This is a genomic window from Nonomuraea sp. B12E4 (genome assembly GCF_039871825.1).
In the GTDB taxonomy this organism is placed as follows: Bacteria; Actinomycetota; Actinomycetes; order Streptosporangiales; family Streptosporangiaceae; genus Nonomuraea.
Genome location: NZ_JBDPME010000012.1, coordinates 45,989 through 72,940, shown reverse-complemented (window position 1 = coordinate 72,940; position 26,952 = coordinate 45,989). Strand labels below are relative to the sequence as shown.

Sequence of the window (26,952 nt, the reverse complement as noted above, 5' to 3'; positions counted from 1 at the left end):
CGGGTGAGGCTATCAGCTGCATCACGGTACAGAGGGCGAAATCGTGTCATACCTCCTCGGCCGGTGGTAGTGACGCCTCCCCTGCCCTGATCCGTATGGACGGGGCGGGATCCTGACCCCGACGGCCAGGATCCCGCCCCGTCCCCGGACGCGCGGCCGGGTGGATCGCGCGGCCCTGGTGCGATCCTGGTCAGGGCTAGTGCAGTGCCAGCGCGGCGGCCACCCCCAGGCCGAACGTGACGACGACGCCACGCAGCACCGCCGGGGGCATCAGCCGGGCCAGGCGGGTGCCGAGGAAGCCACCCGCCAGGCTGGCCGGCGCGACGACCGCCACCGCCTGCCACTGCACGGGACCGAACAGGGAGAAGGCGACGACCGACACCGAGCTGATGACCAGCGACAGCATGGCCCGTACGGCGTTGACGCGGTGCAGGTTGTCGTGCAGGAACATGCCGAGCACGGTCAGCAGCAGCACGCCCATGCCGCCGTTGAAGTAGGCGCCGTAGCACCCGCCGAGGAACACCCCGGCGTAGACCAGCTTGCTGGTCGGCTTGTCGGCCTCACCGCCGAATCGGCGGCGCAGCCACGGCTGGGCCAGCAACGCCAGGCTGGCGAAGGCCACCAGCCACGGCACCAGCGACTCGAACAACCTGCTGGGTGTGACCAGCAGTACCGCGCTCCCCACGGCGGCCCCGAGCACGGCCGTGAGGGACAACACCGTCGCGCGGCGCCGCTGGCCGCGCAGCTCGGCCCGGTAGCCGAGCACGCCACCCAGGTAGCCGGGCCACAGCGCGACCGCGTTCGTCACGGACGCGGTCAGGCTGGGATATCCGAGCGCCACCAGGGCGGGGAAGGAAATGAGCGTGCCGCCGCCGGCCAGGGCGTTGACCACCCCGGCCAGCAGACCGGCCCCTACCAGGAAGAAGAGGTCGGCGAGGGTCATCGTCCGACCGCGTACCCCTGTGCGCCGCGCGGGTTGGCGGCGGCCTTGAGGAAGGCGCCGTCACGGGCCACCGCGCTGAGCCTGCCGAGCGTCCAGGAGCCCTGGACCTCGACCTCGTGGCCGCGCCGGCGCAGCTCGGCCAGCACGCCCGGGTCCACCCGGTCCTCGACGTGCAGGACACCGGGACGGGAGCCGCGCGGGAAGAACGAACTGGGGAAGTGCTCGGTGTGGAACATGGGAGCGTCGATGGCTTCCTGGAGGTTCAGCTTGCCGTGCACGACGGCCAGGAAGAAGTTGGGGCTCCACTGGTCCTGCTGGTCGCCGCCCGGGGTGCCGAACGCCAGCCACGGCTTGCCGTCCCTGAGCGCGAACGACGGCGACAGCGTGGTACGCGGGCGGGTGCCCGGACGCAGGGCGCCGGCCACGCCCTCCTGCAGCCAGAACATCTGCCCCCGGGTGCCCAGGCAGAAGCCCAGCTCGGGGACGGTGGGCGAGCTCTGCAGCCAGCCGCCGCTGGGGGTGGCGGAGACCATGTTGCCGTGCCGGTCCACCACGTCGAGGTGGCAGGTGTCGCCCTTCACCCGCCCGTCGGGGGAGACCACCTGCTCGCCGGTGTTCCTGCCCCCCGCGTTCGTGCCCCCCGTGTTCCTGCCCACTGTGGGCTCGCCGACGCCCTGCGGGGCACGGCGCCCGCCCGAGATGCCCGGGGCGTCGCTGGCCGTGCCGGGCTCGGGGAAGTCGGGCAGCCGGGGCGTGCGGCCGCCGGGGGCGCCGGGGCGCAGCTCGAAGCTGGCCTCCGCGCCGATCAGCCGCCGCCGCTCGGCGTTGTAGGCCGGGTCGAGCAGGTCGGACATGGGGACGTCGGTGTCGCCGTACCAGGCTTCGCGGTCGGCGAAGGCGAGCTTGGCGGCCTCGGTCACGGTGTGGATGTAGTCGGCGCTGAGGTGGCCCATCGCCTCCAGGTCGTAGCCCGCCAGCAGCGCGAGCTGCTGCAGGAACGTGGGCCCCTGGCCCCAGGGCCCGGTCTTGGCCACGGTGTGCCCGTGGTAGTCGAAGGTCACCGGCTCCTCGACCGTGGCCGACCAGCCGGCCAGATCGTCGCCGGTGAGCAGGCCGCCGTGCACCTCGCCGGAGCTGTCGCGCCAGGCCGTCTTCGCGCTGAACTCGGCGATGGCCTCGGCGACGAAGCCCTCGTACCAGGCCTTCCTGGCGGCGGCGAGTTGCCCCTCGCGGGTGCTCGACGCGGCCTCGGCCTCGGCGACCAGCCGGCGGTAGGTGGCGGCCAGCACCGGATTGGCGAGCTTCGAGCCGGGCTCGGGCACGCGGCCGCCCGGCAGCCAGGTCGCCGCCGACGTGGGCCAGTCCTCCTTGAACAGCCCTTCGACGGACTCGATCGTGGCCGAGACCCGCTCCAGCGCCGGCACGCCGTGCTCGGCGTAGTGGATCACGGGCGCCAGCACGTCGGCCAGCTTCCACGTGCCCCAGCGCTCCAGCATGAGCATCCAGCCGCCGAACGCGCCCGGCACGGTCGCCGCCAGCAGGCCGGTGCCGGGCACGATGTCGAGGCCCAGCTCGTCGGTGAACCGTTCGATGGTGGCCGCGGCCGGGGCCACGCCCTGACCGCACACGACGGAAACCTTCTGCTCGGCCTCGCTCCAGAGCAGGATCGGCACCTCGCCGCCGGGGCCGTTCAGATGCGGCTCGGCGACCTGCAGCACGAATCCGGCCGCCACCGCCGCGTCGAAGGCGTTGCCGCCGCGTTCCAGCACGCTCATGCCGGTGGCCGAGGCCAGCCAGTGTGTGCTGGCGACCATGCCGAAGTCGCCCGACAGCTCGGGCCTGGTGGTGAACAAAATCTCTCCTTTACCGGTTCGCGGCCGCGTCGGGGACGCGGTCCGCCGTTACCAGGTGGCACGCGGCCGGATGGCCGCCGCCACGTGGGTCGTGCAGGGGCGGCTCTTCGGTCCGGCAGGCGTCGTACGCCAGCGGGCACCGCGTGTGGAAGCGGCACCCGGCGGGCGGGTCGATCGGGCTTGGCACGTCACCGCCGAGCACGATCCTGCGCCGCTCCCGCTGCTGAACGGGATCGGCCACCGGCGCCGCCGACAGCAGGGCCTGCGTGTACGGATGCCGCGGCTCGGCGAAGATCTCGGCCGTCGGCCCCGACTCGACGATCTTGCCCAGGTACATGACGGCGACCCGGTCGGCCAGGAACTCCACGACCGACAGGTCATGCGTGATGAACAGGCACGAGAACCCCATGTCCCGCTGCAGGTCGGTGATCAGGTTGAGCACCGAGGCCTGCACCGACACGTCGAGCGCCGAGACGGGCTCGTCGGCCACGACCAGCCGGGGCTCCAGGATCAGGGCCCTGGCCAGCCCCACCCGCTGCCGCTGCCCGCCGGACAGCTCGTGCGGGAAGCGCGAGCGCATCTCCTGGCGCAGCCCGACCTTCTCCAGCATCGCCGACACGCGCTCGGAGACCGTGCGCCGGTCGGCCACCTTGTGCCGCAGCAGCGGCTCGCCGACGATCTGCCCGATCGTGAAGCGCGGGTTGAGCGAGGAGTAGGGGTCCTGGAACACCATGTGGACGTCGCGGCGCAGCGGGCGCATGGCCCGGCGCGACAGGTGGGTGATGTCGCGCCCGTCCAGCTCGATGCCGCCGGACGTGGGCTCGGTCAGCCGCAGCACGCACTTGCCGACCGTGGACTTGCCGCTGCCGGACTCGCCCACCAGGCCGAGCACCTCGCCCTGGCCGATCTCCAGCGACAGGCCGTCCACGGCGCGTACCGGGCCGTAGTGCTTGACCAGGTTGTCGATGCGCAGGATCACGACTTCCCTCCGGGGTGGAAGCAGGCGGCGAGGTGCTCCGGCGCGTGCCGTTCGAGCGGGGGCCTGGACAGGCGGCAGTCCGCCTGGGCGCGCGGGCAGCGGGCCTGGAAGGCGCACTCGTCCGGGTCCGACAGCGGCGAGGGCACCATGCCGGGGATCTCGGCCAGCCGGCCGTTCACGGCGGCGGAGGGCAGGGCGTTCATCAGACCCAGTGTGTACGGGTGCCGCGGGCGCGCGAACAACTCGGTCACCGGGGCCTGCTCGACGGCGCGGCCCGCGTACATGACCACGGCCCGGTCGGCGATGTCGGCCACCACGCCCAGGTCGTGCGTGATCAGGATGATCGCCGTGCCGAGCCGGTCACGCAGGTCGCGGAACACGTCCAGCACGCCCGCCTGGATCGTCACGTCGAGCGCCGTGGTGGGCTCGTCGGCGATCAGCACCCGGGGCGAGCAGGCCACGGCGATGGCGATCATCACGCGCTGCCGCATGCCGCCGGAGAGCTGGTGCGGATATTCCTTCATGCGGCGCTGTGGCGCCGGGATGCCGACCAGCTCCAGCAGTTCGACGGCGCGCCTGCCGGCCGCCTGGCGCGACAGGCGCTCGTGCCGGCGCAGCACCTCGGCGATCTGGTAGCCGACGGTGAACGACGGGTTGAGCGAGGTCATCGGCTCCTGGAAGACGACGGACACGTCCTTGCCGCGTACCTGCCGCATCGCCGGCTCGGGCAGCGTGGTCAGCTCCCGGCCGTCCAGCTTCACCGACCCCGACAGGCGGGTCGTGCCGGGCGGCAGCAGCCGGGGCACCGACATCGCGGTGACCGACTTGCCGCAGCCCGACTCGCCGCACAGCGCCAGGATCTCGCCCTCGTCCAGGGTGAGCGAGATGTCCCTGACCGCCTGCACCAGACCGTCCTCGGTGTCGAAGTCGACGGTCAGGTCGCTGATCTCCAGCAGGCTCATCGGCCGCTCCTCGGGTCGAGAACGTCGCGCAGCCCGTCGCCGAGCAGGTTGAAGCCGAGCGTGGCCAGGGCGATCATCAGTCCGGGCCAGATGGCCAGCCAGGGCGCGTCGCCGAGGTACTGCTGCGCGGTCGTCAGCATCACGCCCCACGACGGTGTCGGCGGCTGCACGCCCAGGCCCAGGAACGACAGCGTGGACTCGCCGATGATGGCCGTCGGGATCGCCACCGTGGCCTGCACGATGAGAGGGCTGGCGCAGTTCGGGAGCACGTACCGGAAGATGATGTGGCCGTCGCCCGCGCCGTCGGCGACGGCCGCGGCCACGTAGTCCATCTCCCTGATCGCCAGCACCTCGCCGCGGGTGATCCGGATGATGGCGGGGAGCTGGGAGAAGCCCAGCGCGATCACCACGCCCTTGAGCGAGGGGCCGATGATGGCCGCCAGGCCCACCGCGAACACCAGGAACGGGAACGCCAGCGTCACGTCCACCAGGCGCATCACGATCGGGTCCAGCCAGCGCCGGTAGAACCCGGCGACCAGGCCGATCGGGATGCCCACGACCATCGCCAGCAGCATGGAGAGCACGCCGGCCTGGAGGGAGACCTGGGCGCCGTGCGCGATCCTGGCGAACGCGTCCCGGCCCAGATCGTCGGTGCCCATCGGGTGGGCGCCCGACGGGGGCGCGAGCGTGGCCAGGTAGTCCTGCTGGGCGGGGTCGCCGGTCACCAGCGGGCCGATCAGCGCCAGCAGCAGGAACGCGACCACCAGCACCAGCCCGGCCATCGGCATCGGCCGCCGCCGGAAGCGCCGCCACATCCGGCCGCGCCGGGCGGACATGGGCACGGGAACGGCGAGGGTCTCAGTCATGGCGGGCTCCCGAGAGCCGGATCCGGGGGTTGAGCAGCGCGTACGCGATGTCGACCAGCAGGTTGACCACCACGTAGCCGACGACCGTGACCAGCACCACGGCCTGGATGACGGGATAGTTCCTGGTCAGCACGGCGTCCACGGTCAGCTTGCCGAACCCCGGGATGACGAAGATCTGCTCCGTCACCACGGCGCCGCTGATCAGTGCGCCGAGCTGCAGGCCGAGCACCGTGATCACGGTCGTCAGGCTGTTGCGCAGCGCGTGCGCGCCCACGACCTTGACCTCGGACAGGCCCTTGGACCTGGCGGTCCTGACATAGTCGGCCGACAGCGCACCCAGCATGGCCGAGCGGGTCTGCCGCATCAGGATGGCCGCGAAGCCGGCGCCGAGCACGAGGGCGGGCAGGATCATGCGCTGCAGGTTCTGGCCGGGGTCCTCGGTGAAGGGGACGTACCCGGAGGCGGGCAGGACCCGCCAGGTGACCGCGAACAGCAGGATGCCCAGCAGGCCCAGCCAGAAGTGCGGCACCGACAGCCCGGCCAGGCCGAAGCCGGTGGCCACGTAGTCGGCGAACCTGCCGCGCCGGATGGCCGCCACGATGCCCGCGCCCACGCCGATGACGATCGCGATCAGCATGGCCAGGGCCGACAGCTCCAGCGTCACGGGCAGGCGCTGGGCGATGATGTCGATCACCGGGAGCTGGTCCTGCGTCGAACGGCCGAAGTTGCCGGTGAGGGTCTGGGTGACGTAGTCGAGATACTGGGCGGGCAGCGGCTTGTCCAGGCCGAACTCGTGCCTGATGGCCTCGACCACGGCGGGCGAGGCCTCCTGACCCGCCATGACCACGGCCGGGTCGCCGGGCAGCGCCCTGATCCCGAGAAAGATCAGGATGCTGCCCAGGAACAACACGATCACTGCGGAGCCGCAGCGTCGAAGGATGAACCAGAGCATTATGCCGCGAATCCGGCGGTGACGAAGCGCGGCAGGCCATCCTCGAAGTACTGGACGCCGGCCACGTTCTTCTGCATGCCCAGGTAGTACTTGTTGTGGTACAGGTAGATGACGCCCTTCACCTCGGCGGCCTTCTTCATCGCACTGGCGTAGAGCTCGGTCCGCTTGGCCTGGTCGCTCTCGGCGGCGGCCTGCTTGATCGGGTCGTCGATGCCGGGGTCGGACATGCCACTGTAGTTGTTGCTGCCCTTGCTGGTGATCATGTTGGTCAGGTTGCCGTCCTGGTCGACCCGGCCCGACCAGCCGTTCAGCAGCGTGTCGAACTTGCCGGCTTTGCCCTGCTCAAGCGCGCTGACGAACTCCATGGTCTGCACCTTGACGTCGAAGCCCGCCTCCTTGGTCATCTGCTGGATGACCTGCGCCAGGCGGATGTTGGTGGCGTCGTTGGGGCTGGTGAGCGTCACCGGGATCGGCGTCGGCACGCCGGAGGCCTGCACGAGCTGCTTGGCCTTGGCCACGTCCCGCTTGGGGCACTGCAGGTCCGCGGCACGGAAGGGGCTGTTCATCGGCACCGGCCAGCAGTCCGGCTCGTAGAGGCCGTTGTATACGGCCTTGTTGATCGCGTCGAGGTCGAGGGCCAGCTCGAACGCCTGGCGCAGCTCGGGGCTCTTGGCCAGCGGCGTGTCGACCTTGCCGGGCTCCTCGGTGGAGCCGTTGGCGTTGCCGGTGTTGATCGTCAGGCCGTAGTAGCCCAGGCCGCCGCCGGACACGACGGACAGGTTGGGGTCGGACTGCACGCCCTTGACCGTGGTCGTGGCGAGCTGGTCGGCCACCTGCACGTCGCCGGACTTCAGGTTCGCCGCGCGTACGTTGGGGTCGACGATGATCTTGTATACCAGCTTGTCCAGCTTGACCTTGGCCGCGTCGTAGTAGTCCGGGGCCTTGTCGAGCACGATCTCGCTGCCGGACGTGCGGCTGACGAACTTGAACGGCCCGACACACACCGGGTTGGCGCCGAAGTTGTCACCCTCGGAGTCCAGCGCCTTGGGCGACATGATCATTCCGGCGCGGTCGGCGAGCTGGGCGGTCAGCGGCGTGAACGCCTGCGTCAGCGTGAGCTTCACCGTCGCGGGGTCGACCACGGTGACCTTGGACACCGCGGCCAGGTCGGCCTGGCGCGCGGACTTCTCCCACGTGCGGTGCCGGTCCAGCGACTTCTTGACCGCCTCGGCGTCGAACGGCGTGCCGTCGTTGAACTTCACGCCCTCGCGCAGCTTGATCGTCACCTCCTTGCCGTCGCCGGACACCTCGGGCAGGGCCGAGGCGAGCTGCGGGATGAGCGCGGCTTTGGAGTCGATGTCGTAGAGCTTCTCGCACATGCTCGCGAACACCTCGCGGCCCACCAGCGTGGTCGCGCTGCTCGGGTCGAGCGCGTCGGGGTCGGCGTTGAGGGCGACGTTGAGCGTGCCGCCCGCCTTGACCGGCCGGTTGTCGGCCGAGGCGTCGGCTATGGAGGGAGGGGCGGCCGGGGTGCTGCTCGTCCCGCCTCCGCCGCAAGCCGCCAAGGCAAGGGGGAGAGCGGCGAGCGCCGCGACGAGCCTGGGGGACGGTCTCATGGGGCCTCCGATGAATGGTTTAGGAGACTGTATACAAGACCTGACATTTCACTGGTGTTTCATGGCACTGTGTTGTTATCTGAGCGTTTTCTAATCGTTCGGGTGTTTCACTGTACGCCCCACCGCGGCCAGGAAGGACCGCCTGGCCGCGGCCACGTGTGCGACCGCCCTGGCCTGGGCCTCATCCTCGTCACCTGCGACGATGGCCTCGCACAGGCTCAGGTGCTCGGTCCAGGAGTGCGCGCCGCGAGCGGCGGCCGTCTGGCTGAAGATCCACTGGGCGCGCTGCAGCATCGGCTGCATCATCAGGCTGAGGTAGGAGTTGCCGGCCGCCTCGCCCACGGCCAGGTGGAAGGCGGTGTTGAACTCGGCCACCTCCTCCAGGCGGCCGCTGTCCACCGCCTCCCTGGCCTGGTCCAGGAGCTGCCGCAGCCGCAGGGCGGACTCGGGGGAGCGCTTGCGGGCCGCCAGCCGGGCGGCGAGGCCCTCGATCGCCATGCGTACGTCGAAGAGCTCCTCGCCCTCCTCGATGGACAGGGTGGCGACCGTGGCGCCGAGCCGGGGGACGACCTGGACGAACCCCTCGGCGGCCAGCACCCTGATGGACTCGCGTACGGGGTTACGCGACACGCCGAGGGCGGTGGCCAGCCGGTCCTCGACCAGCCGGGTCCCCTGAACGAGCTCGCCGGACAGGATGCGGCGCCGCAACTCCCTGGTGACCTCGTCGCGTAAGGTCCGGTGGGTCGCGCCCAGCGTAAGATCCGTCATATCGGACTAATCGTATACAGGCTGTTTCTTCTCCCGCTGCCTCGCCCGCGCGTAGCGTCAGGCCCCCCGTGCACATCGCCGGCGGCCAGGGACCCGCCGGCCGGCACGGTGAACGCCACCGTCGGCAGCACCGCGAGCGGCCCGAGGGCCGTGGGGCGGCCGGGGCATCAGGCGCGCAGGCGCAGGCCGCGGGGTGTCGGGTGGAATCCGGCCGCCTCCAGGGCCGCCGCCAGTGGCGACTCGATGATCGACGCCCCGTCGGCCCGCTCCACGGTCAGCTTTCCGAGCGCCCCGTCACGTACGGCCAGGGCCAGCGCGTCCACGGCAGGCTGCAACCGCTCGTCGTCGGCGAACGACAGCAGCGTCTTACCACCGCGTTCGACGTAGAGCACCAGATGACCATCGACGAGCACGACCAGCGATCCGGCCTTCCTGCCAGGCTTGTGCCCGACGTCGCCGGGATGCTGCGGCCAGGGCAGCGCGGCGCCGTACGGGTTGGCCGGATCCGCCGCCGCCAGCACCACGGCCCGCCGCCCGCCACGGTCACCGACCCGGCCGAAGGTCCCGGATCCCGCCCCAGCGGCCTGCCCGAGCCCGCCACGTCGCCCGGGCACACCCTCCTGGACCAGCCCGAAGCCCTCACCCGACGCCTCTCCCGAGGTGTCGCCGCTGCCCGTCGGGGCGATGCTGGGGGCCATGGCACGCATCCGGTCGACCGCCCCCGGCAGCGCGAACTGCGCGCCCCCGAGGCCCTCGACGAAGTAGCCCCGGCGGCAGCGCCCACTCTCCTCGTAGGCCCGCAGCACCTGGTAGACGGGCGTGAACCCGCCGGGCAACCGCTCCGAGGTCACCGCCCCCCGGGTCACGACCCCGTGCCGTTCGAGCAGGACCTCGGCCTGCGCGTGAGCCCGCTGGGTCGGATCGGCCGCGGGCGGAGGCAGCAACCACCATCGCCCGGCCACGGTGGGCGGCCCGCTCCGGCTCGGCAGCACCGCCCGCCGGCGCCGCGTCGTGGCGGGCCGGTGCGCGGGACGCCCGGTGCCGAGCGTCGCCCGCAGCGGCGCGAGCGTGTCACCCGAAACCCGCCCAGACCACACCAGATCCCACAACGCCGCCACCAGCGCCGCGTCGTCCAGCGACCCGAGCTGGTCGGAGATGCCCCGGAAGAACAGCGCGCCGCCCCCGCCGAGCAGCTCCAGCACCCGCTCGTGCACGGGCGTCATCGTGATCTCGCCCGGCTCGGGCAGCAGCAGCGGCGCGGTGTCGGCGAAGTAGAGCGACACCCACCCGTCGCCTCCCGGCAACGACCCCTGCCCCACCCACATGACCTCGCCCGACGAGGTCAGCTCGTCCAGCAGCGCCGGATGGTAACCGGGCACCCGCGACGGCAGCACCAGCGTCTCCAGCGCCGACGCGGGCACGGCGGCCCCTTGAAGCAGCTCGATGGAATGAACGAGCGCGTCCATGGCCCGCCCCGCCCCACCGGAACCGACCGCCCCAGGGCCCGTCCCACCGGAGCTTGCCGAACCAAGACCGCCACCACCGGAGCCTCCTGAGCCCTGGCCCATGCTGGTGATGCCGTGCCAGGCGGGCAGGAACAGCGCCAGCGTCTCCGGTGCGACCGGCTCGACCTCCTTCCGCAACCGGGCCAGCGACCGGCGGCGCAGCATCCGCAGCACCCCGGCGTCACACCACTCCTCACCCCGGCCCCCGGGCCGGAACTCCCCGCTCACGACCCGCCCGGCCCCCGCCAGCCGCCGCAACGCGTCCGTCACGACGGCCACGCCGAGACCGTATCTGGCGGCGGCCGTGCCGGCGTGGAAGGGACCGCGCGTACGCGCGTGCCGCGCCACCAGGTCGGCCAGCGGGTCCGGCACCGGCTCCAGGAACGCGTGCGGCACCCCGACCGGCAGCGGCACCCCCAGCGCGTCACGCATCCGCGCCGCGTCCTCGATCGCGGTCCACTGCTCCTCGCCCGCGATGCGAACGCGGATCGCCCGCCGGGCGCGTTCGAGCTGCTCCAGCCAGGCCGGGTCGCCGCCGCGAACGCTCACGTCGAGCGCCGGCAGCGGTCCGTGCGAGCGCAGGAGGTCGGCGAGGTCCTCCAGATCGCGCAGCGGCCGGTCGAGCCGGGCCAGCTCGCGTTCGCTGTCTGCGATCACGTCGGGGTCGAGCAGCTCGCGCAGGTCGGCCTGGCCGAGCAGCTCGGCCAGCAGCCGGGTGTCCAGGGCCAGCGCCTGCGCGCGGCGTTCGGCCAGGGGCGCGTCGCCTTCGTACATGAACGCGCCGATGTAGTGGAACAGCAGGGAGGCCGCGAACGGCGAGGCCTGCGACGTCTCCACCTCGACCAGCCGCACCCGGCGCGCGGCGATGTCCCGCATGAGCCGCACCAGCCCCGGCACGTCGAACACGTCCTGCAGGCACTCGCGCATCGTCTCCAGCACGATCGGGAACGAGGCGTATTGTGAGGCCACCCCCAGCAGGTGGGCGGCCCGCTGCCGCTGCTGCCACAGCGGGCTGCGCCGGCCCGGCGTGCGGCGTGGCAGCAGCAGCGCCCGCCCCGCGCACTCCCTGAACCGAGAGGCGAACATGGCCGACCCGCCCAGCTCCTCGGTGACGATCTGTTCGATCTCCTCGGCGTCGAACGCGGCCACGTCGGTCGGCGGCTCGGCCAGCGTGTCGGGGATGCGCAACACGATGCCGTCGTCGGAGTGCACGGCCTGCACGTCGATGCCGTAGCGCTCGCGCAGCCGGCGGTTGATCGCCAGCGCCCAGGGGGCGTGCACCCGCGCGCCGTACGGGGAGTGGATGACGACGCGCCAGTCGCCGAGCTCGTCGTGGAAACGTTCGATGAGGAGGGTGCGGTCGTCGGGGACGTAGCCGGTGGCCTGGCGTTGCTCGTCGAGGTAGGCCAGCAGGTTGCCGGCGGCGAACTCGTCCAGCCCCGCCTCCCGCATCCGCTCCGTCGAGCCCTGCTTGGCCTGCTCGCGCAGGAACCGCCCGATCGCCCGGCCCAGCTCGGCGGGGCGGCCTGGCGCGTCGCCGTGCCAGAACGGCAGCTTGCCCGGCTGGCCGGGCGCGGGGGACACCAGCACCCGGTCGGCGGTGATGTCCTCGATCCGCCAGGACGTCGCGCCCAGCACGAACACGTCGCCCACGCGCGACTCGTAGACCATCTCCTCATCCAGCTCGCCCACCCTGGAGGCCCGCTCGCCCACCAGGAACACGCCGAACAGGCCGCGGTCGGGGATGGTGCCGCCGTTGGTCACCGCCAGCCGCTGCGCGCCCGGGCGCCCCTGGAGGGTGCCCGTCACCCGGTCCCATACGATGCGCGGGCGCAGCTCGGCGAACTCCTCGCTCGGATAGCGGCCGGCCAGCATGTCGAGCGTGGCCTCCAGCGCGCTCCGCGGCAGCGTGGCGTAGGGGGCGGCGCGCTTGATCACCGCCTCCAACTCGTCGACCGTCCACTCCTCCAGCGCGGTCATCGCCACGATCTGCTGGGCCAGCACGTCGAGCGGGTTACGCGGGTAGCGCAACTCCTCGATCTGCCCGCTCTTCATGCGCTCGGCCACCACGGTCGTCTGCACCAGGTCACCGCGGTATTTCGGGAAGATCACACCCTTGGACACCGCCCCGACCTGGTGGCCGGCCCGGCCGATGCGCTGCAGCCCGCTGGCCACGCTCGGCGGCGCCTCCACGCACGCGACCAGGTCGACCGCGCCCATGTCGATGCCCAGCTCCAGGCTGGAGGTGGCGACCACGGCGGGCAGGCGACCCGATTTGAGCGCCTCCTCGATCTGCGCCCGCTCCTCCTTGGAGACCGAGCCGTGGTGGGCTCGCACGATCTCGGTGACGACGCCCTTGGCGACGCCGGCCTGGGCCATCATCTCGGCGGGCATCCGCCCGGGCGGACCCGCCCCCTCCTGGGGCGTCTCCCAGATGGACGGATCGACGGCCTCTTGACTCAGCTCCCGGCCGTAGGCCAGCTCGTTGAGCCGGGTGCACAGCCGCTCGGCCAGCCGCCGCGAGTTGGCGAAGACGATCGTCGAGCTGTGCTGCCCGATCAGGTCGAACAGCCGGTCCTCGACATGCGGCCAGATCGACCGGCTCGCGGTCTCCTCACCGTCTTCCCCCGGCCGCCTGCCGTCCAGCTCCGCCATGTCCTCCACGGGCACGACGACCTCGACCTCGATCTGCTTGTCCGACGGCGGTTGCACCACGGTGGCCGGTCGGAGCCCGCCCAGGAACGCCGCCACCTCGCTCACCGGACGCACGGTCGCCGACAACCCGATCCGCTGGGCGGGCCGGTCGAGCAGCGCGTCGAGCCGCTCCAGGCTGAGCGCCAGGTGAGCGCCGCGCTTGGTGGCCGCGACCGCGTGCACCTCGTCCACGATCACCGTCTCCACGCTCCGCAGCGCCTCCCGTGCCTGGCTGGTGAGCAGCAGGAACAGCGACTCGGGCGTGGTGATCAAAATGTCGGACGGTTTGGCCGCGAACCGCCTGCGGTCCTCGGCCGGCGTGTCACCGGACCGGATCGCCACCGAGATCTCCGGCACCGGCTGCCCGAGCCGGCGCGCCGTCTGCTTGAGCCCGGCCAGCGGCGCCCGCAGGTTACGCTCGACGTCGACCGCCAGGGCCTTGAGCGGCGACACGTAGAGCACCCGCGTCCCCTTGCGCTCGTCCCCGGCGGGCTCCCCGCGAGCGGACCGCCTCCCGGCAGGCCGCCGCCCGTCTTCAGGGGGTCGCCCACCATCTCCGGCGGACTCCGCCGCCAGCCGGTCGAGCGACCACAGGAACGCCGCCAGCGTCTTGCCCGACCCGGTGGGCGCGACCACCAGGGTGTTGTCGCCGCGCGCGATCGACTCCCACGCCCCCTCCTGGGCGGCCGTGGGCGCTTGGAAGGCTCCGGAGAACCATTGCCTGGTCACCTGGGTGAAGTGGTCTAGCGAGCTCACCAGCACATATTGCCTCGCGGCACCGACAGAAAGCGCATTGGCCCGGTGGCGGGCGATTGAGCCGGGGCCTGGGCGGACATACAGCGACCGTGACCATTGACTATGCGGCCATCGAGGTTCGCCGAGCCGACCTCAAGCAGCGTTACGTGTTACAGCACCGTCCGTCCAGCAGCGCGCGGGGCCTGCATCACATGGCCCTGCTCTCCTCGAACGTGGAGCGTACCATCAGGTTCTACCAGGAGCTTCTGGAGTTTCCGCTGACGGAGATCATCGAGAACCGCGACTACAAGGGCTCGAATCACTTCTTCTTCGACATCGGCAACGGAAACCTGCTGGCGTTCTTCGACTTCCCGGGGCTCGATATGGGGCCATACCAGGAAGTGCTGGGCGGGCTGCACCATGTGGCGATCTCCGTGGATCCCGCCACCTGGGAGCGGTTGCGCGGGAAGCTGGAGATGGCCGGCGTGCCGCACCAAATAGAAAGCGGCGCCTCCATCTACTTCAGGGACCCCGACGGCGCCCGGCTGGAGCTGCTCGCCGACCATCTCGGTGAGATGTACGGCTCGCGGGTGCTGTGACGCTGCTCAACGCCACCTAACGCCGCGACGCCCGCCGCGTCCGCGGTTTGCCCGTACGGGGCGCCTGCCTGATCGTCGCGTGCCGTTCCGCCCGCTCCGCCTTCTCCTGCTGTACGGAGAGCCGCAGCTCATGCAGTAACCGGCGGCGCTTGGCCCTGTTGGCCTTCGTTCTGGCTGTTTTCGGGGGTGAAGACTTGTGGGTCTTTGGCATGGGGATGTCTTACCCACACCTGCGGTGATTCCATACTTGAGTTCATGCGCCTGACGGAGTTCTGGAGACGGATGAACGCCCATTTCGGCGAGACGTACGCCGAGTCGTGGGCCCGCGACTATGTGATCGCCCCGCTGGATGGGCGGACGGTCGTGCAGGCGCTGGCCGACGGGGAGAGCGCCAAGACCGTCTGGCGAGCCGTCTGCCAGGTCGAGGACGTCTCACCCAAGCTGCGATAGACCCGCGACATCCATCCCCAACCGGCCCTCCCCTCCATGCCGAGAGCCGCCTCGTACAGCCCCACCCATTCGAGGGCCCTCATCTGACCTGCGCCGAACCCCTACCCGATCGGGGGCGCTCACCTGATCTGCGCCGAACCCCTAACCCGATCGAGAGTCCTCACCTGACCTACGTCGAACCCCGCGTGACCTTGCCGTGAGCCCACGTCATGCGGCGATCATGCGGCGGTCACGCAGTGGTCGTGCAGTGAGCGCTGTCTCGATGCGGTGAGGGCCGTCTCGCCCGGCCTGGGCTAGGCCTGTGCCATGTCGAGGGTCTGCCGCAGTGCGGCGGCCGCGTGCTCCAGGTCGTCCGCCCTGCCCTGGCCGCCCGGCGACCACAGGAAGAGCCACCCGTTGTGCGTCGGCGTGGCGAAGATGATCGTCTGGCGGCCGGTGCGGGGATGCCACACCCACAACACCGGATCGTCACCGCCGACCATGCGGCTCACCAGGCCCTGAGCGGGCAGCAACTCGGCGAGTGCCTCCAGATGGGCGCGCCGTTCCCCGGTGTAGCCGCTAGCCACGTCGCCGCCTCCAAGCCTGGCCCTTCCAGAGAGTCTCCCCAGCTCATCGCGCGCGACAACACGCAGGCGCCAACCGTTCACCGAGGTTCGACTGTTCTGAGTGATTCGCCCATCACCGGACGAAGGTTTCGTCTTGCCCGGCATCCCGGAGCGGGGTTGACGCTTCACCGCCACCAGCCCCGCCCAGCGGGGTCTCACGGTCGGCTCCACGTCCGTTTCACGTCTCCGAGCCACTCCCGGCGACCTGCCGCTCCACCAGCGCGGCAAGGTCGCGCACGGCGTTGACGTCGCGATCCATGTTCAGAGCGCACGAGGGGCAGGCGAACGTGTGTGGTGGATCCGGTGCGCTGGGTGTTGGCACGGACCCAGCGTTTGGAGGGCCGCTGCCCGGATGCGGGACCATTCTGTTCTGTGACAGCGGACCTTGACCGTTCGCCACTGAAGGTTGCTCACCCGCGCCGGATAGGCTCACGCCTCATGGAGCAGCTGCCCGAGAGCGTAGATCGCGACATCCTGGCGCAACGGATCATCTCCGCGCTCGGGACAATCCGCGAAACGCTCGGCTGCACGCTTCACCAGGCACTCGATGTCTTCGCGCAGCGGTACGAGGAACTCCGCGGAGACCGTCCAGGCGACTTCAAGCTGAGCCGGGACGAATACGGCCGCGGCTTCTACTCCTGAGGCCGGCACCACCGGCCGACTGCCGGCCTCCGACGGCCCGGACGGCAGTTCCGGACGGGACGTGGGTTGCTGCGTGTTCCTCCTGTGATCGAACAGCCGTTCGGCTAGGATGGAGTTCGCCAGGCCACGTCTTCCTCGACTGTTGCTGAAAATGTCAGTGGCAGGCCGTAGCTTTCACTCGACTGATCGGACCACAACCCTCCAGGGGGAGCTCCCATGGCAATCAACGACCGCGAGAAGGCCCTCGAGACCGCGCTCGCTCAGATCGAGCGGCAGTTCGGCAAGGGCTCCGTCATGAGACTGGGCGACGACGCCCGAGCCCCCATCGAGGTGATCCCCACCGGGTCGATCTCCCTTGACGTGGCCCTCGGCATCGGCGGGCTGCCGCGCGGCCGCATCGTCGAGATCTACGGCCCGGAGTCCTCGGGTAAGACCACGATCGCCCTGCACGCGGTGGCCAACGCCCAGCGGGCCGGCGGCATCGCGGCCTTCGTGGACGCCGAGCACGCGCTCGACCCCGAATACGCCAAGAAGCTGGGGGTGGACACCGACGCCCTGCTGGTCTCCCAGCCCGACACGGGCGAGCAGGCGCTCGAGATCGCCGACATGCTGATCAGGTCCGGCGCCGTCGACATCATCGTCATCGACTCGGTGGCCGCGCTCGTGCCCAAGGCCGAGATCGAGGGCGAGATGGGCGACAGCCACGTCGGTCTCCAGGCTCGCCTCATGTCCCAGGCCCTGCGCAAGATCGCCGGAGCCCTCAGCAGCACCGGCACCACCGCCATCTTCATCAACCAGCTCCGCGAGAAGATCGGCGTCATGTTCGGCAGCCCCGAGACCACGACCGGTGGTAAGGCGCTCAAGTTCTACGCCTCGGTCCGTATGGACATCCGCCGCATCGAGACGCTCAAGGACGGCACGGAGGCGGTCGGCAACCGCACCAGGATCAAGGTCGTCAAGAACAAGATGGCCCCGCCGTTCCGGGTCGCCGACTTCGACATCCTCTACGGGGTGGGCATCTCCCGCGAGGGCGGCCTCATCGACATGGGCGTGGAGCACGGCTTCGTCCGCAAGTCCGGCGCTTGGTACACGTACGAGGGCGACCAGCTCGGCCAGGGCAAGGAAAACGCCCGCAACTTCCTGCGCAACCACCCCGACATGGCCAACGAGATCGAGAAGAAGATCAAGGACAAGCTGGGCGTGGGCCCGCGCCTCGACGCTCCCTCCGAAGCCCCTCCGGCCCCGGCTCCGGCCGCAGCCCCCACCGGCCGCGCCTCGAAGTCCACGCCGAAGCCGGGTGACGTCTGATCGGTCACCCCATGGCTGACGCGGACCGGCCACAGGCGCCCCACCCCCACTCCCGGGGCGCCTGGCCCGCCGACCCCACCCCATCCACCACCCCACCGGGAGATCACAACACGACCCCGCCCACCACCTCCCCGGGAGGCCGCGAAGCCAGCCCGTCGGCTGCCTCGCCAAGGGACGTTGCCGGCAGCCCACCCGCCACCTCGTCGCGCGGGCGTGACCTGGCCCGTTCGGCTGCGGACGGTTGGCCATCGGTTGAGGAGTGGCGCGAACAACGCACCCGCCTCCGCGCCTCCGACACCCCACCAGCCGATCAAGGACATCCCCAAGGACAACCTGACACGACCGCCGCCGGCTCCCAGGACATAGGGCAGACCGGGCGAGACGACGTAACCTCAGCCACCGACGAGACCCCGGCAACCCGACCGAACGGGGGCTACGGGGGAGAGGGGTGGCATTCCGAGGTGTTGGCCGGGAGCAGTTGGTTCTCGGCAGAAGAGGCGGACGGCGACAGGCAACGAACGGGCAGCGGACGTAAATCTGGCCAGTCCGACAAGCGGTCAGGCCGATCGAGACGTTCCGAACGATCGGGCGGACCGCATCGATCAGAGCAGCCCGAACAGCCAGGGCGCTGGGCATGGTCCGGATCGTCAGAGCGATCGGGCCAGCCTGAACGATTTGGACAGTCAGCACGATCGGGGCGGCCCGAGCAGTCGGACCAGTCAGAGCCGCCGAGCCGGTCGGCGTGGTCGAAGCCACCGGACCAGCATGAGCGGCCGGGCCAGTCGGATCGGCCGGGCTACTCGGCGTGGCCGGAACCGCTGGGCCAGTCGGAACCGCCGGGTCAGTCAGATAGGTCAAGGCGCTCCGCGTGGTCGGAGTCGCCGGGCCAGTCGGAACCGCCGGGGCAGCCGGCGTGGTCGGAGCCGCTGGGTCAGGCTGATGCTTCGGAACAGCCGCCGTGGTTTGAGCCGTCTGAGGAGTCTGGGCGGACCGGGCGGTCGCGACGCTCAGGGCGGTGGGGTCAGTCTGGGCAGGCGGGACGGCCGGGGCGAGGGCGGCCGGGGAAGGGCGCGCGGGGGCGGGGGTGGCTGCCTGAGGGGCCTGATGCGGATAGTTCTGCTGGTGGCGGGCCCGAGGCTGATCCGGAGTCGGTGGCGCGAGCCATCTGTCTCCGCCTTCTCACCATGGCCCCCAAGACGCGAGCCCAGCTTGCCGAGGCCCTGCGCAAGCGGGATGTGCCGGACGAAGCCGCGGACGCAGTGCTCAGCCGTTTCTCGGAGCTCGGGCTGATCAACGACGAGGCGTTCGCGGAGGCCTGGGTCGATTCTCGGCATCACGGCCGTGGTCTGGCCAAGCGCGCCCTGGCGGCCGAGCTGCGTCATCGCGGTGTGGACACCGACACGGTGAATGAAGCGGTGGAGCGTCTGGACGCCGACCAGGAGGCGGAAACGGCCCGGCGGCTGGTGGATCGCAAGCTGGCTTCGACCCGGTCGCTTGACCCGCAAACCCGTACTCGGCGGCTGGCGGGCATGCTCGCACGCAAGGGCTACTCGTCCGGGCTGGCTTTCCGCGTCATCAGGGAGGCCCTCGAAGAGGAGGGCATCGAGCTGGAGGAGGAGTTTCCGTAGGCAACCGCTCCTGCTGGAGGGCGTTGTGGGTGCCGACCTGTCGAGATGCGTTGCGGCGGCTGTCGGGAGAGTTGGGGCGGTGTCTCCTTCGTCTCCCTGTGGGGTGCGTTGTGGGGGCTGGTTCGGAGTGGGGCGTTCTTGGGGTGGTGCAATCGGGTGGGTCTTTCGGGGCCTGGGGATTGCCGGATTGTGGTCAGGGCTTCGTGTTACCTGGTTGGGCTTGATCCGGGGGGAGCGGGGTGGGGATCGGAATCGCCGGTGAGGCGGGTAATTCGGGTCGTAAGGGGGATGAGGGGCCTGAATATGGAGATGCGAGTGCGTAAGACACGCTTGATGACTCGTTTGCTTGCTCGTGACTTGTTCGACGCATAACCTCGACGGCAGTGAGGAGTTACTCCGCGCAGCGCGGATTGCCATACCGGTGAACGACGGACGATCGAGCTCGGTTGATCGAGGCGGGCGAGGTGTCGGCTTTCGCAGTCGACGCCCGGTCAGTCTTGGCGTCATGCCGATCGTGGGAATGACGCTGACCGGGCCGTACGTGGCGCGCTTGTGACCCCTCCTGTTCGAGGCCGCGTTATGAGATGTTGACGACGCGAGGAGGGCGGGGCACACATGGGGCCGCTTGTCGTGGTGCTGATGGTGGCGGTGCTCGTGCTCGCGTTCGGAATGATCGTCGCGCTACTCGTCGTCATACGGCGCACTTCAGGTGATACCACCCCACGCGTGGCCGAGCCCAGCCCTGAGCAGGCGCAGGCCGTACACGAGGAGCTTGAGCAGGCGCGGGCCGAGGCGCGGGCGATCCGTGACAAGGCGGAGCTCGACGCCGAGGAGATCCTGCGCAGGTCGGAGGCCGGCGCCCAGAGCGCCGCGCAGATGAGGCGCGAGGTCGAGGAGGAGAGCCGGATCCTGAAGTCCGAGCTCAAGGCACTGCGCTCCGACCTCGAACGCCGGGAGGCCCGGCTGGCCGAGCGGGAGCAGCGGCTGGACGAGGAGGCCAGGCGGCAGTCCGAGCGGGACCGGAAGCTCGCCGAGACCGAGATCGAGCTGGCCGATCGACGTGAGGAGTTGCTCCAGCTCGAGGACGAGCGGCGGGCCATCCTGGAGCGGGTGTCCGGGCTGACCGGCGACCAGGCCAAGGGCGAGCTGGTCAAGGAGATCGAGAACCAGGCCAAGCGCGAGGCCGCACTGATCGTCAGGGAGATCGAGAGCGACGCCCGCAAGGAGGGCGAGAAGCGAGCCTCCAAGATCGTGACGCTGGCGGTCCAGCGGCTGGCGGCGGAGCAGACGGCGGAGTCGGTCGTCAGCGTGCTGCACCTGCCCGGCGACGAGATGAAGGGCCGGATCATCGGGCGAGAGGGGCGCAACATCCGGGCCTTCGAGTCCACGACCGGGGTCAACCTGATCATCGACGACACTCCCGAGGCGGTGCTGCTGTCCTGCTTCGACCCGGTACGGCGGGAGACGGCGCGGCTGACGCTGGAGAAACTGGTGCTGGACGGCCGCATCCATCCGCAGCGCATCGAGGAGGCGCACGACCGCAGCCGTCAGGAGGTGCAGGACCTGTGCGCGCGGGCCGGTGAGGACGCCCTGGTCGAGCTGGGGATCACCGACATGCACCCCGAGCTGACGCTGCTGCTCGGGCAACTGCGCTACCGCACCTCCTACGGCCAGAACGTGCTCAAGCACCTCATCGAGTCCGCCCACATCGCCGGGATCATGGCCGCCGAGCTGAAGATGAACCAGCCGCTGATGAAGCGTTGCGCCCTGCTCCACGACATCGGCAAGGCGCTGACTCACGAGGTCGAGGGCAGTCACGCGCTGATCGGGGCGGAGATCGCCCGCAGGTACGGCGAGCAGGAGGACGTGGTGCACGCCATCGAGGCGCACCACAACGAGGTCGAGGTACGCACGGTCGAGGCGGTTCTCACCCAGGCGGCCGACGCGATCAGCGGTAGCCGGCCGGGCGCTCGGCGGGAGTCCCTGGAGGCGTACGTCAAGCGGCTGGAGCGGCTGGAGGAGATCGCGCAGTCGTACGAGGGCGTGGAGAAGGTGTTCGCCATGCAGGCGGGCCGGGAGATCCGCGTCATGGTCAAGCCGGATGGCGTTGACGACATCCAGGCGCAGGTGATCGCACGCGATGTGGCCAAGCAGGTGGAGGAGGAGCTGACCTACCCCGGGCAGATCCGCATCACCGTGGTACGGGAGTCGCGTGCCACCGAGTTCGCCCGATAGCGCCGCCGCCGCTTCGGGTTGCGGGGTGGCGGCTCGGCTTGGGAGTGCGGGGTTGGTCAGGTGAAGAGGCGCTGGTAGAAGGCTAGTTCGGCGGCCAGGGCGGCGACTCGGGTCTCGGTGCGGCGGAAGCCGTGGGACTCGCCCTCGAAGGCCAGGTAGGTGCACGAGACCCCGCGTTCCAGCAGCGCGTCGGCGAACGCCGTGGACTGCTCGGGCGGCACTACCGGGTCCTCCAGCCCCTGCAGCAGCAACATGGGACACGACACCCCGGCCACCAGGGCGAGCGGCTCCCTCGTGGCGTACACCTGCGGATCCTCCGGCCCCACCAGCCACTCCACGTATCGGGACTCGAAATCGTGGGTGTGGGCGACCAGCGGGCCGAGCGCGCTGACCCCGAAGTACGACACCCCGCCCGCGAACACCCGGGACCGGCAGCAGGCGGCCATCACGGTCCAGCCGCCCGCGCTGGCCCCGCGTATCGCGATCCGCGCGGGATCGGCCAGCCCCGCCGTGCCCAGCCATTCGGCGGCGGCGACGGTGTCGGCCACGTCCACCAGCCCCCACCGTCCCTTCAGCCGCTCGCGGTAGGCCCTGCCGTAGCCCGTGGAGCCGCCGTAGTTGACGTCGAGCACGCCGATCCCGCGCGAGGTCAGGAACGCCTTCTCCAGGTCGAGCGCGGTCCCGGCGTGCGCGGTCGGCCCTCCGTGTACGAAGATCACGTAAGGTGGCGCCTGCTCGGCCGCCGGGGGGTACGGCGGGTAGAGGAAGGCGTGGACCTCCTCGCGCCCCGGCACCCGCACCGCCCGCGGAACGGGCAGGTAGCTCGGCTCGGGCAGCCGGACGAGGGCCTGCCGCAGCGATCGGTGCCCGCCGGCCGCCGCCTCCACGGTGACGACGGACTGCGGGATCGTGGCGGCGTACCCGATCCCGACCACGGACGTGCCCTCGGCGGCCAGCGCGGTGTCCCAGCCCGCGTAGGGCGTGTCGAGGTCGGCGAGCGTGCCCGAGTCCGGGTCCAGCACGGCCAGCCGCAGGTCGCCGCGCCCGTGCAGGACCGCGAGCCGGCCGTCCCCGAGCACGGTGTACGGTCGCCCGCCCAGCCGCCACGGCGGCAGCACGAACTCCTCCTCGGCCGGGTAGAGCGCCCGCAGGCCGTCACCGTGGAGGCCGATCTCGTAGAGGTTCCACCAGCCGGAGCGGTCGGAGATCAGGTAGAGATGGGAGTCGTCCTTCCACGACGGCGCCAGCACGGACTCCGCCGGACCACCCTGCACCTTCCACGACGGCGCCGACCCGGCGACCCCCGCGCCACCCTCTCGCACGGTCGGCATGGGCTCCGCGGTGCCGCTTCCCACCGTCGGCATGGGCTTCGCGGTGTCGCTTTCCACCGTCGGTACGGGCTTCGCGGTGTCGCTTCCCACGGCAGGCACGGGCTCCGCAGTGCCGTCTCCCGCCGTCGGTATGGCCTCCTTGGGGTTGTTCCGCGCCGTCCGTGCTGGGCCGTCGTCACCCACGGTCAGCCGGGCGATCCGGAGTTCGGTGCCGTCCCAGGGCATGCGGGGGTGGTCCCAGCAGACATAGGCCAGGTGCCGCCCATCGGGCGAGACAGCCGGGGAGGCGTAGAAGTCGCAGCCCGTGGCCCATTCGCGGATCTCGCCGCCGTCCAGCGGGACGCTGACGATGGCCCGGGTGACCTTGCCTCCCTCGGCGTGCCGCTCGCGTACGCACCACACCTGGCCGTCGCGCACCAGCAGATCCGCGTAGCGGTCACCCTCGGGCGTGAGTGGTTTCGGATCGCCGTTTTCCCCGAGCATGTACAGCCGCTGGTCCTTGAGGTTGGCGAAGACGACCTCGCCCGCGGGGGTCACGGCATAGGGCATGCCACCGTACTCGTGGACCCGCGTACGCGCGCTCCACGGGGCCCGCAGCAGCTCACGGGTGGTCCCGTCGGCGGTGCGGGACACGATCGTGGTGCGCCCGCCCTCGTCGGGACGCTCCTCGGTCCACCAGACCCGGCCGCCCTGGAGCGTGGGCCAGCCAGGGCGCAGGCCGGAGGCGGCCACGTCTCTGGTCGAAATGGGGGAGGGCCAGAAAGGCATACCCGCATCCTGCCGGAAGATTGGCGAGCGTGCGGGACAGTCACCCCAGATCAGGGGCATCCCGCGGGGCGCGGCATGGACGAGGGGAGCCTGATCTCCGACTCGCCGAACCATTTGTCCAGCATCTTGGTGGCGGTTCCGTCCCGCCACATGTCCGCGACGGCCTTGTTGACGGCTTCACAGGTGGCCAGGTCGCCCTTCTTGAGCCCGATCCCCCACCTCTCGTTGCTGATCGGGTCGTTCAGCAGCCTGAACTTGCCGGGGTACTGCTGGAGGTATCCGGCCAGCCCCAGGTTCTCGGTGGTCACGGCGTCGAGCTTGTCGTCGGCGAGTTTGCGCACGCAGTCGGAGTAGTCGCGGGCCGGGATCAGCACGGCCCGGATGCCCAGGTCGCCGTCCGGGGGCGGATCGACGAGCCGCCGGTAGGAGTTCGAGCCCTCCGCCAGGCAGATCCGCTTGCCGCGGAGGTCGGCCACCGAGTTGATGTCAGGGTCGTCGGCGCGGACCATCGTGTCCTGCTGCATGGCCACGTACGGACCGGCGAAGGTCACCTTGGGCCGGCGGGAGCTGGTGATGGAGTACGAGGCGACGATCAAGTCCACGGTGCCGTTCTGCAGCAGGGCCTCGCGGGTGGAGGAGGGGGACTCGCGCCAGGTGATCCGTACGGGGGAGCCGCCGGCGAGCTTGCCGACGAGATAGCGGGTGACGTCCACGTCGAAGCCCTGGGGCTCGCCGGTGCCGGTCTTCCACCCCACGCTCGGCTGGTCCCACTTGGTGCCGACGACGACCCGGCCGGCGCTCCTGATCTTGCTCAGCGCGGTCGGGTACGGACCTCCGCCCACGGCCGGATACGGCCCCACACCGCTGCCGCAGGCGCTCGCACCCACCGCGATGGCCGCCGCCGCGAGCATCGCCCCACGCATGGTCACCCCGATTCCTCCTAACCACTAGGGGTAACGCGTGCGGAGAGGGTTGGGGGCAACTGCAAGGGAGATATGGAATTTCTTTGAAGGTTTGGAGAGATTACGGGCGGCGGGCAGGATGCCCGCCGCCCCCGCTCACCCCTGTTCGGCCGCTGTCCCCGGGGCGGCGCCGTCGCCACCGGGCACGCCGTCGCCGACCGGGTCGGGTGGGATGACCGGCCCGGCGGTGGCCGTCTTGCGGCTGCGCCGGCTGCGCCTCTCCAGCCAGGTGGCCAGGTAGCTGAGTGCCATGTTGAGCGCCACGTAGATGATGCCGATGACGATCGCCGCCGGGATCAGCGAGCCGAAGAAGCGGGCCGGCAGGATCTTGAACCCGGTGTTGAGCAGGTCGACGTAGGCGATGATGTAGCCGAGCGCGGTGTCCTTCAGCAGCACCACGAGCTGGCTGACGATGGCCGGCATCATCGCGGTGACGGCCTGCGGCAGCAACACCAGCCGCATCACCTGGTTCTTGCGCATGCCCACGGCGTAAGCGGCCTCGGACTGGCCCTTGGGCACCGCGTGCACGCCCGCCCTGACGACCTCGGCCAGCACCGAGCCGTTGTACAGCATCAGGCCGACCACGACCGCCATGAACGTGTAGTCGCCGGGCCCCGCCACGGTAGGCGCGAGGTAGAAGATGAAGAAGATCAGCAGCAGCAGCGGGATGGACCTGAAGACCTCGACCACCACGCCGGCCGGGACCCGGATCCAGGCATGGTCGGAGAGCCGGGCCAGGCCGAAGACCGCGCCGAAGGCCAGGGCAAGCACCGCGGCCACCGCTGCGGCCTGGAGCGTGCCGAGCAGGCCGGGGATGATGTAGAAGTCCCAGGTCTCCCACTGCAGGAACGGCTGCCAGATCTTGGCTTCCCACTGGCCCTTGGCGTCGAAGCCGGACCAGATGCCGTACAGGACGGCGGCCACCACGATGAGGCTGACCACCGTGAGCACGCCGTTGCGTACCCTGGCGCGCGGCCCGGGGGAGTCGAAGAGAACCGTGGTGCTCATCGGGCCACCGCCAGACGCCGGGCCAGCCAGCCGGTGAGGTAGCCGATGGGCAGGGTCACGGCCATGAAGGCCACCACGATGCCGAGGAAGATCGGGATCGAGGCGCCGACCTGGTCGAACGACTCCTTCATGTTGGCCGCGGCGTCGGCCGCGAACCCGCCCGCCACCGCGACGGTGCTGTTCTTGATCATGGCGATCATCACGCTGCCGAGCGGCGCGATGACCGCGCGGAACGCCTGGGGCAGAATGATCATCCGCAGCGACTGCATGAACGTCAGCCCGATCGCCCTGGCCGCCTCCGCCTGGCCCAGCGGCACCGTGTTGATGCCGGCCCGCAGCGCCTCGCAGACGAAGGCCGCCGTGTAGACCGCCAGGCCCAGCCCGACGATCCAGAACGAGTTGGTCCTGGGCACATCGGAGAAGACCAGCCCGAGCTGGTCGCTGAGGCCCAGCGCGGAGAAGGCCAGCACCAGGGTCAGCGGGGTGTTGCGCACCACGTTGACATAAACCGTGCCGGCCGCGCGCAGGACCGGTGTGGGGGAAACCCTCATCGCCACCAGAACGGTGCCGAGAATCAACGAGACGATACCGGCCACAATGGAGAGCTTGATGTTCTCCAGAAACCCCGCTGCGAGGTCGGGCGCGTATCTGATCAGATCTTCCATCGTGCTCCACCGCATAGGACGGCGGCGGCCGAGCCGCCGGCCGCCGCCTCTGGCGTGATCAGCTGCAGCCCTCGGCCGGAGGGGCGGTCGTGGACAGCTTCAGGCCCTGAATGCCGCCGAACCACTTGTCCAGCAGCTGCTTCATGGTGCCGTTGTCCCACAGCTTCTTCACCGCGGTGTTGACGGCCTCGCAGGTCTTGGTGTCGCCCTTCTTCAGGCCGATGCCGTACTTCTCGTCCGTGAAGCCCTGGCCCAGCACCTTGAAGCCGCCGGCGGCCTGCTTGGCGAAGCCCGCCAGGATCAGGTCGTCGGTGGTCACGGCGTCGAGGTTGCTGCCGGTCAGCTTCTGCACGCACTCGGAGTAGTTGGCCGCGTCGACGGTCGTGGCGTCGAGGTCGAGCTCGCCGTCCGGCGGCGGGTCGGTGATCCGCTTGTAGGAGTTGGAGCCCGCGGCCTTGCAGATCTTCTTGCCCTTGAGGTCCTGCGGGGTGTTGATCGAGGTGTCGGCCGCGCGGACCATCACGTCCTGGTGGGCGACGACGTACGGGCCGCCGAAGCTGACCTTGCCCTTGCGCTCCTCGGTGATGGAGTAGGAGGCGAAGATGATGTCGACCGTGCCGTTCTGGAGGAACGGCTCGCGGTTGGACGAGGCCGACTCCTTCCACTGGATCTGCACGTCCTTGCCGCCGTTGACTTCCTTGAGCACGGCTTTGGCCACATCGACGTCGAACCCCTCGGGTTCGTTGCCCATCTTCAAGCCCAAGCCCGGCTGGTCCCACTTGGTGCCCACCACGACCGTGCCACCGCCCGCGATCTTGTCGGCCACGGTGGCGAAAGTCTGCTCCCCGCCACCACAGGCGGTCAGGCCGGCGGCCATA

At 70.5% G+C, this 26,952-nt stretch carries 22 protein-coding genes; 6 read left to right on the top strand and 16 right to left on the bottom strand.

Going from position 1 to position 26,952, the window contains the following annotated elements:
* Window positions 1-196: 196 nt before the first annotated feature.
* From ABGB18_RS26160 to ABGB18_RS26120, 9 genes are all read right to left on the bottom strand, one after another.
* Window positions 197-943, bottom strand: coding sequence for a sulfite exporter TauE/SafE family protein (locus tag ABGB18_RS26160; RefSeq protein ID WP_347698233.1), 747 nt, complete (start codon window positions 941-943; stop codon window positions 197-199).
* Window positions 940-2,796: a gamma-glutamyltransferase family protein gene (locus ABGB18_RS26155; protein ID WP_347698232.1), complete on the bottom strand. Its 1,857-nt coding sequence runs from the start codon at window positions 2,794-2,796 to the stop codon at window positions 940-942. Before ABGB18_RS26155 ends, ABGB18_RS26160 begins: the two co-directional genes overlap by 4 nt.
* 10 nt (window positions 2,797-2,806) lie before the next feature.
* Window positions 2,807-3,775, bottom strand: a complete 969-nt coding sequence (locus ABGB18_RS26150; RefSeq protein WP_347698231.1) for an oligopeptide/dipeptide ABC transporter ATP-binding protein — start codon at window positions 3,773-3,775, stop codon at window positions 2,807-2,809.
* On the bottom strand, window positions 3,772-4,737 hold the full coding sequence (locus ABGB18_RS26145; protein WP_347698230.1) for an ABC transporter ATP-binding protein: 966 nt from the start codon (window positions 4,735-4,737) through the stop codon (window positions 3,772-3,774). Before ABGB18_RS26145 ends, ABGB18_RS26150 begins: the two co-directional genes overlap by 4 nt.
* A complete protein-coding gene (locus ABGB18_RS26140; RefSeq protein ID WP_347698229.1) occupies window positions 4,734-5,603 on the bottom strand; it encodes an ABC transporter permease in 870 nt (289 codons plus the stop codon). Before ABGB18_RS26140 ends, ABGB18_RS26145 begins: the two co-directional genes overlap by 4 nt.
* Window positions 5,596-6,555: an ABC transporter permease gene (locus ABGB18_RS26135; protein WP_347698228.1), complete on the bottom strand. Its 960-nt coding sequence runs from the start codon at window positions 6,553-6,555 to the stop codon at window positions 5,596-5,598. Before ABGB18_RS26135 ends, ABGB18_RS26140 begins: the two co-directional genes overlap by 8 nt.
* Complete coding sequence (locus ABGB18_RS26130) at window positions 6,555-8,171, bottom strand: ABC transporter substrate-binding protein (protein WP_347698227.1); 1,617 nt, start codon at window positions 8,169-8,171, stop codon at window positions 6,555-6,557. Before ABGB18_RS26130 ends, ABGB18_RS26135 begins: the two co-directional genes overlap by 1 nt.
* A 90-nt stretch (window positions 8,172-8,261) precedes the next feature.
* Window positions 8,262-8,939 carry a GntR family transcriptional regulator gene (locus ABGB18_RS26125; protein WP_347698226.1) on the bottom strand — a complete coding sequence of 226 codons (678 nt, stop codon included), beginning with the start codon at window positions 8,937-8,939 and terminating at the stop codon, window positions 8,262-8,264.
* A 167-nt stretch (window positions 8,940-9,106) separates the two neighbouring features.
* The gene (locus ABGB18_RS26120) at window positions 9,107-13,894 is read right to left on the bottom strand and encodes an ATP-dependent helicase (RefSeq protein ID WP_347698225.1); all 4,788 of its coding nucleotides are present in this window, start codon (window positions 13,892-13,894) and stop codon (window positions 9,107-9,109) included.
* Between the two features lie 89 nt (window positions 13,895-13,983).
* On the opposite strand from ABGB18_RS26120, the gene ABGB18_RS26115 reads away from it, so the two are divergent.
* Window positions 13,984-14,472, top strand: coding sequence for a VOC family protein (locus ABGB18_RS26115; RefSeq protein WP_347698224.1), 489 nt, complete (start codon window positions 13,984-13,986; stop codon window positions 14,470-14,472).
* A gap of 255 nt (window positions 14,473-14,727) precedes the next feature.
* Window positions 14,728-14,922, top strand: a complete 195-nt coding sequence (locus ABGB18_RS26110) for a DUF3046 domain-containing protein (RefSeq protein ID WP_347698223.1) — start codon at window positions 14,728-14,730, stop codon at window positions 14,920-14,922.
* Between the two features lie 293 nt (window positions 14,923-15,215).
* Here the strand turns inward: ABGB18_RS26110 and ABGB18_RS26105 are convergent, their stop codons facing one another.
* Both ABGB18_RS26105 and ABGB18_RS26100 read right to left on the bottom strand, forming a co-directional pair.
* A complete protein-coding gene (locus ABGB18_RS26105) occupies window positions 15,216-15,488 on the bottom strand; it encodes a hypothetical protein (protein ID WP_347698222.1) in 273 nt (90 codons plus the stop codon).
* Between the two features lie 217 nt (window positions 15,489-15,705).
* On the bottom strand, window positions 15,706-15,849 hold the full coding sequence (locus tag ABGB18_RS26100; RefSeq protein ID WP_347698221.1) for a hypothetical protein: 144 nt from the start codon (window positions 15,847-15,849) through the stop codon (window positions 15,706-15,708).
* 116 nt (window positions 15,850-15,965) lie between these two features.
* Here ABGB18_RS26100 and ABGB18_RS26095 point away from each other — a divergent pair, with 116 nt between their 5' ends.
* From ABGB18_RS26095 to rny, 4 genes are all read left to right on the top strand, one after another.
* Window positions 15,966-16,169, top strand: a complete 204-nt coding sequence (locus ABGB18_RS26095) for a hypothetical protein (protein ID WP_347698220.1) — start codon at window positions 15,966-15,968, stop codon at window positions 16,167-16,169.
* Between the two features lie 216 nt (window positions 16,170-16,385).
* A complete protein-coding gene (recA, locus tag ABGB18_RS26090; protein ID WP_347698219.1) occupies window positions 16,386-17,477 on the top strand; it encodes a recombinase RecA in 1,092 nt (363 codons plus the stop codon).
* 11 nt (window positions 17,478-17,488) lie between these two features.
* A complete protein-coding gene (gene recX, locus ABGB18_RS26085; protein WP_347698218.1) occupies window positions 17,489-19,105 on the top strand; it encodes a recombination regulator RecX in 1,617 nt (538 codons plus the stop codon).
* A gap of 615 nt (window positions 19,106-19,720) precedes the next feature.
* The gene (gene rny, locus ABGB18_RS26080) at window positions 19,721-21,340 is read left to right on the top strand and encodes a ribonuclease Y (protein WP_347698217.1); all 1,620 of its coding nucleotides are present in this window, start codon (window positions 19,721-19,723) and stop codon (window positions 21,338-21,340) included.
* A 56-nt stretch (window positions 21,341-21,396) separates the two neighbouring features.
* On the opposite strand, the gene ABGB18_RS26075 is transcribed toward rny, so the two are convergent.
* The 5 genes from ABGB18_RS26075 to ABGB18_RS26055 form a co-directional block, all read right to left on the bottom strand.
* Window positions 21,397-23,439, bottom strand: a complete 2,043-nt coding sequence (locus tag ABGB18_RS26075) for a prolyl oligopeptidase family serine peptidase (protein WP_347698216.1) — start codon at window positions 23,437-23,439, stop codon at window positions 21,397-21,399.
* A gap of 50 nt (window positions 23,440-23,489) precedes the next feature.
* Complete coding sequence (locus ABGB18_RS26070; protein WP_347698390.1) at window positions 23,490-24,362, bottom strand: glutamate ABC transporter substrate-binding protein; 873 nt, start codon at window positions 24,360-24,362, stop codon at window positions 23,490-23,492.
* Window positions 24,363-24,497: 135 nt separating this feature from the next.
* Complete coding sequence (locus ABGB18_RS26065) at window positions 24,498-25,409, bottom strand: amino acid ABC transporter permease (protein ID WP_347698215.1); 912 nt, start codon at window positions 25,407-25,409, stop codon at window positions 24,498-24,500.
* Window positions 25,406-26,074 (bottom strand): amino acid ABC transporter permease, encoded by a 669-nt coding sequence (locus ABGB18_RS26060; RefSeq protein ID WP_347698214.1) that lies wholly within the window; start codon window positions 26,072-26,074, stop codon window positions 25,406-25,408. The genes ABGB18_RS26065 and ABGB18_RS26060 overlap by 4 nt, the downstream gene beginning before the upstream one ends.
* A 58-nt stretch (window positions 26,075-26,132) precedes the next feature.
* Window positions 26,133-26,951 carry a glutamate ABC transporter substrate-binding protein gene (locus ABGB18_RS26055; protein ID WP_347698213.1) on the bottom strand — a complete coding sequence of 273 codons (819 nt, stop codon included), beginning with the start codon at window positions 26,949-26,951 and terminating at the stop codon, window positions 26,133-26,135.
* Window position 26,952: the final 1 nt, after the last annotated feature.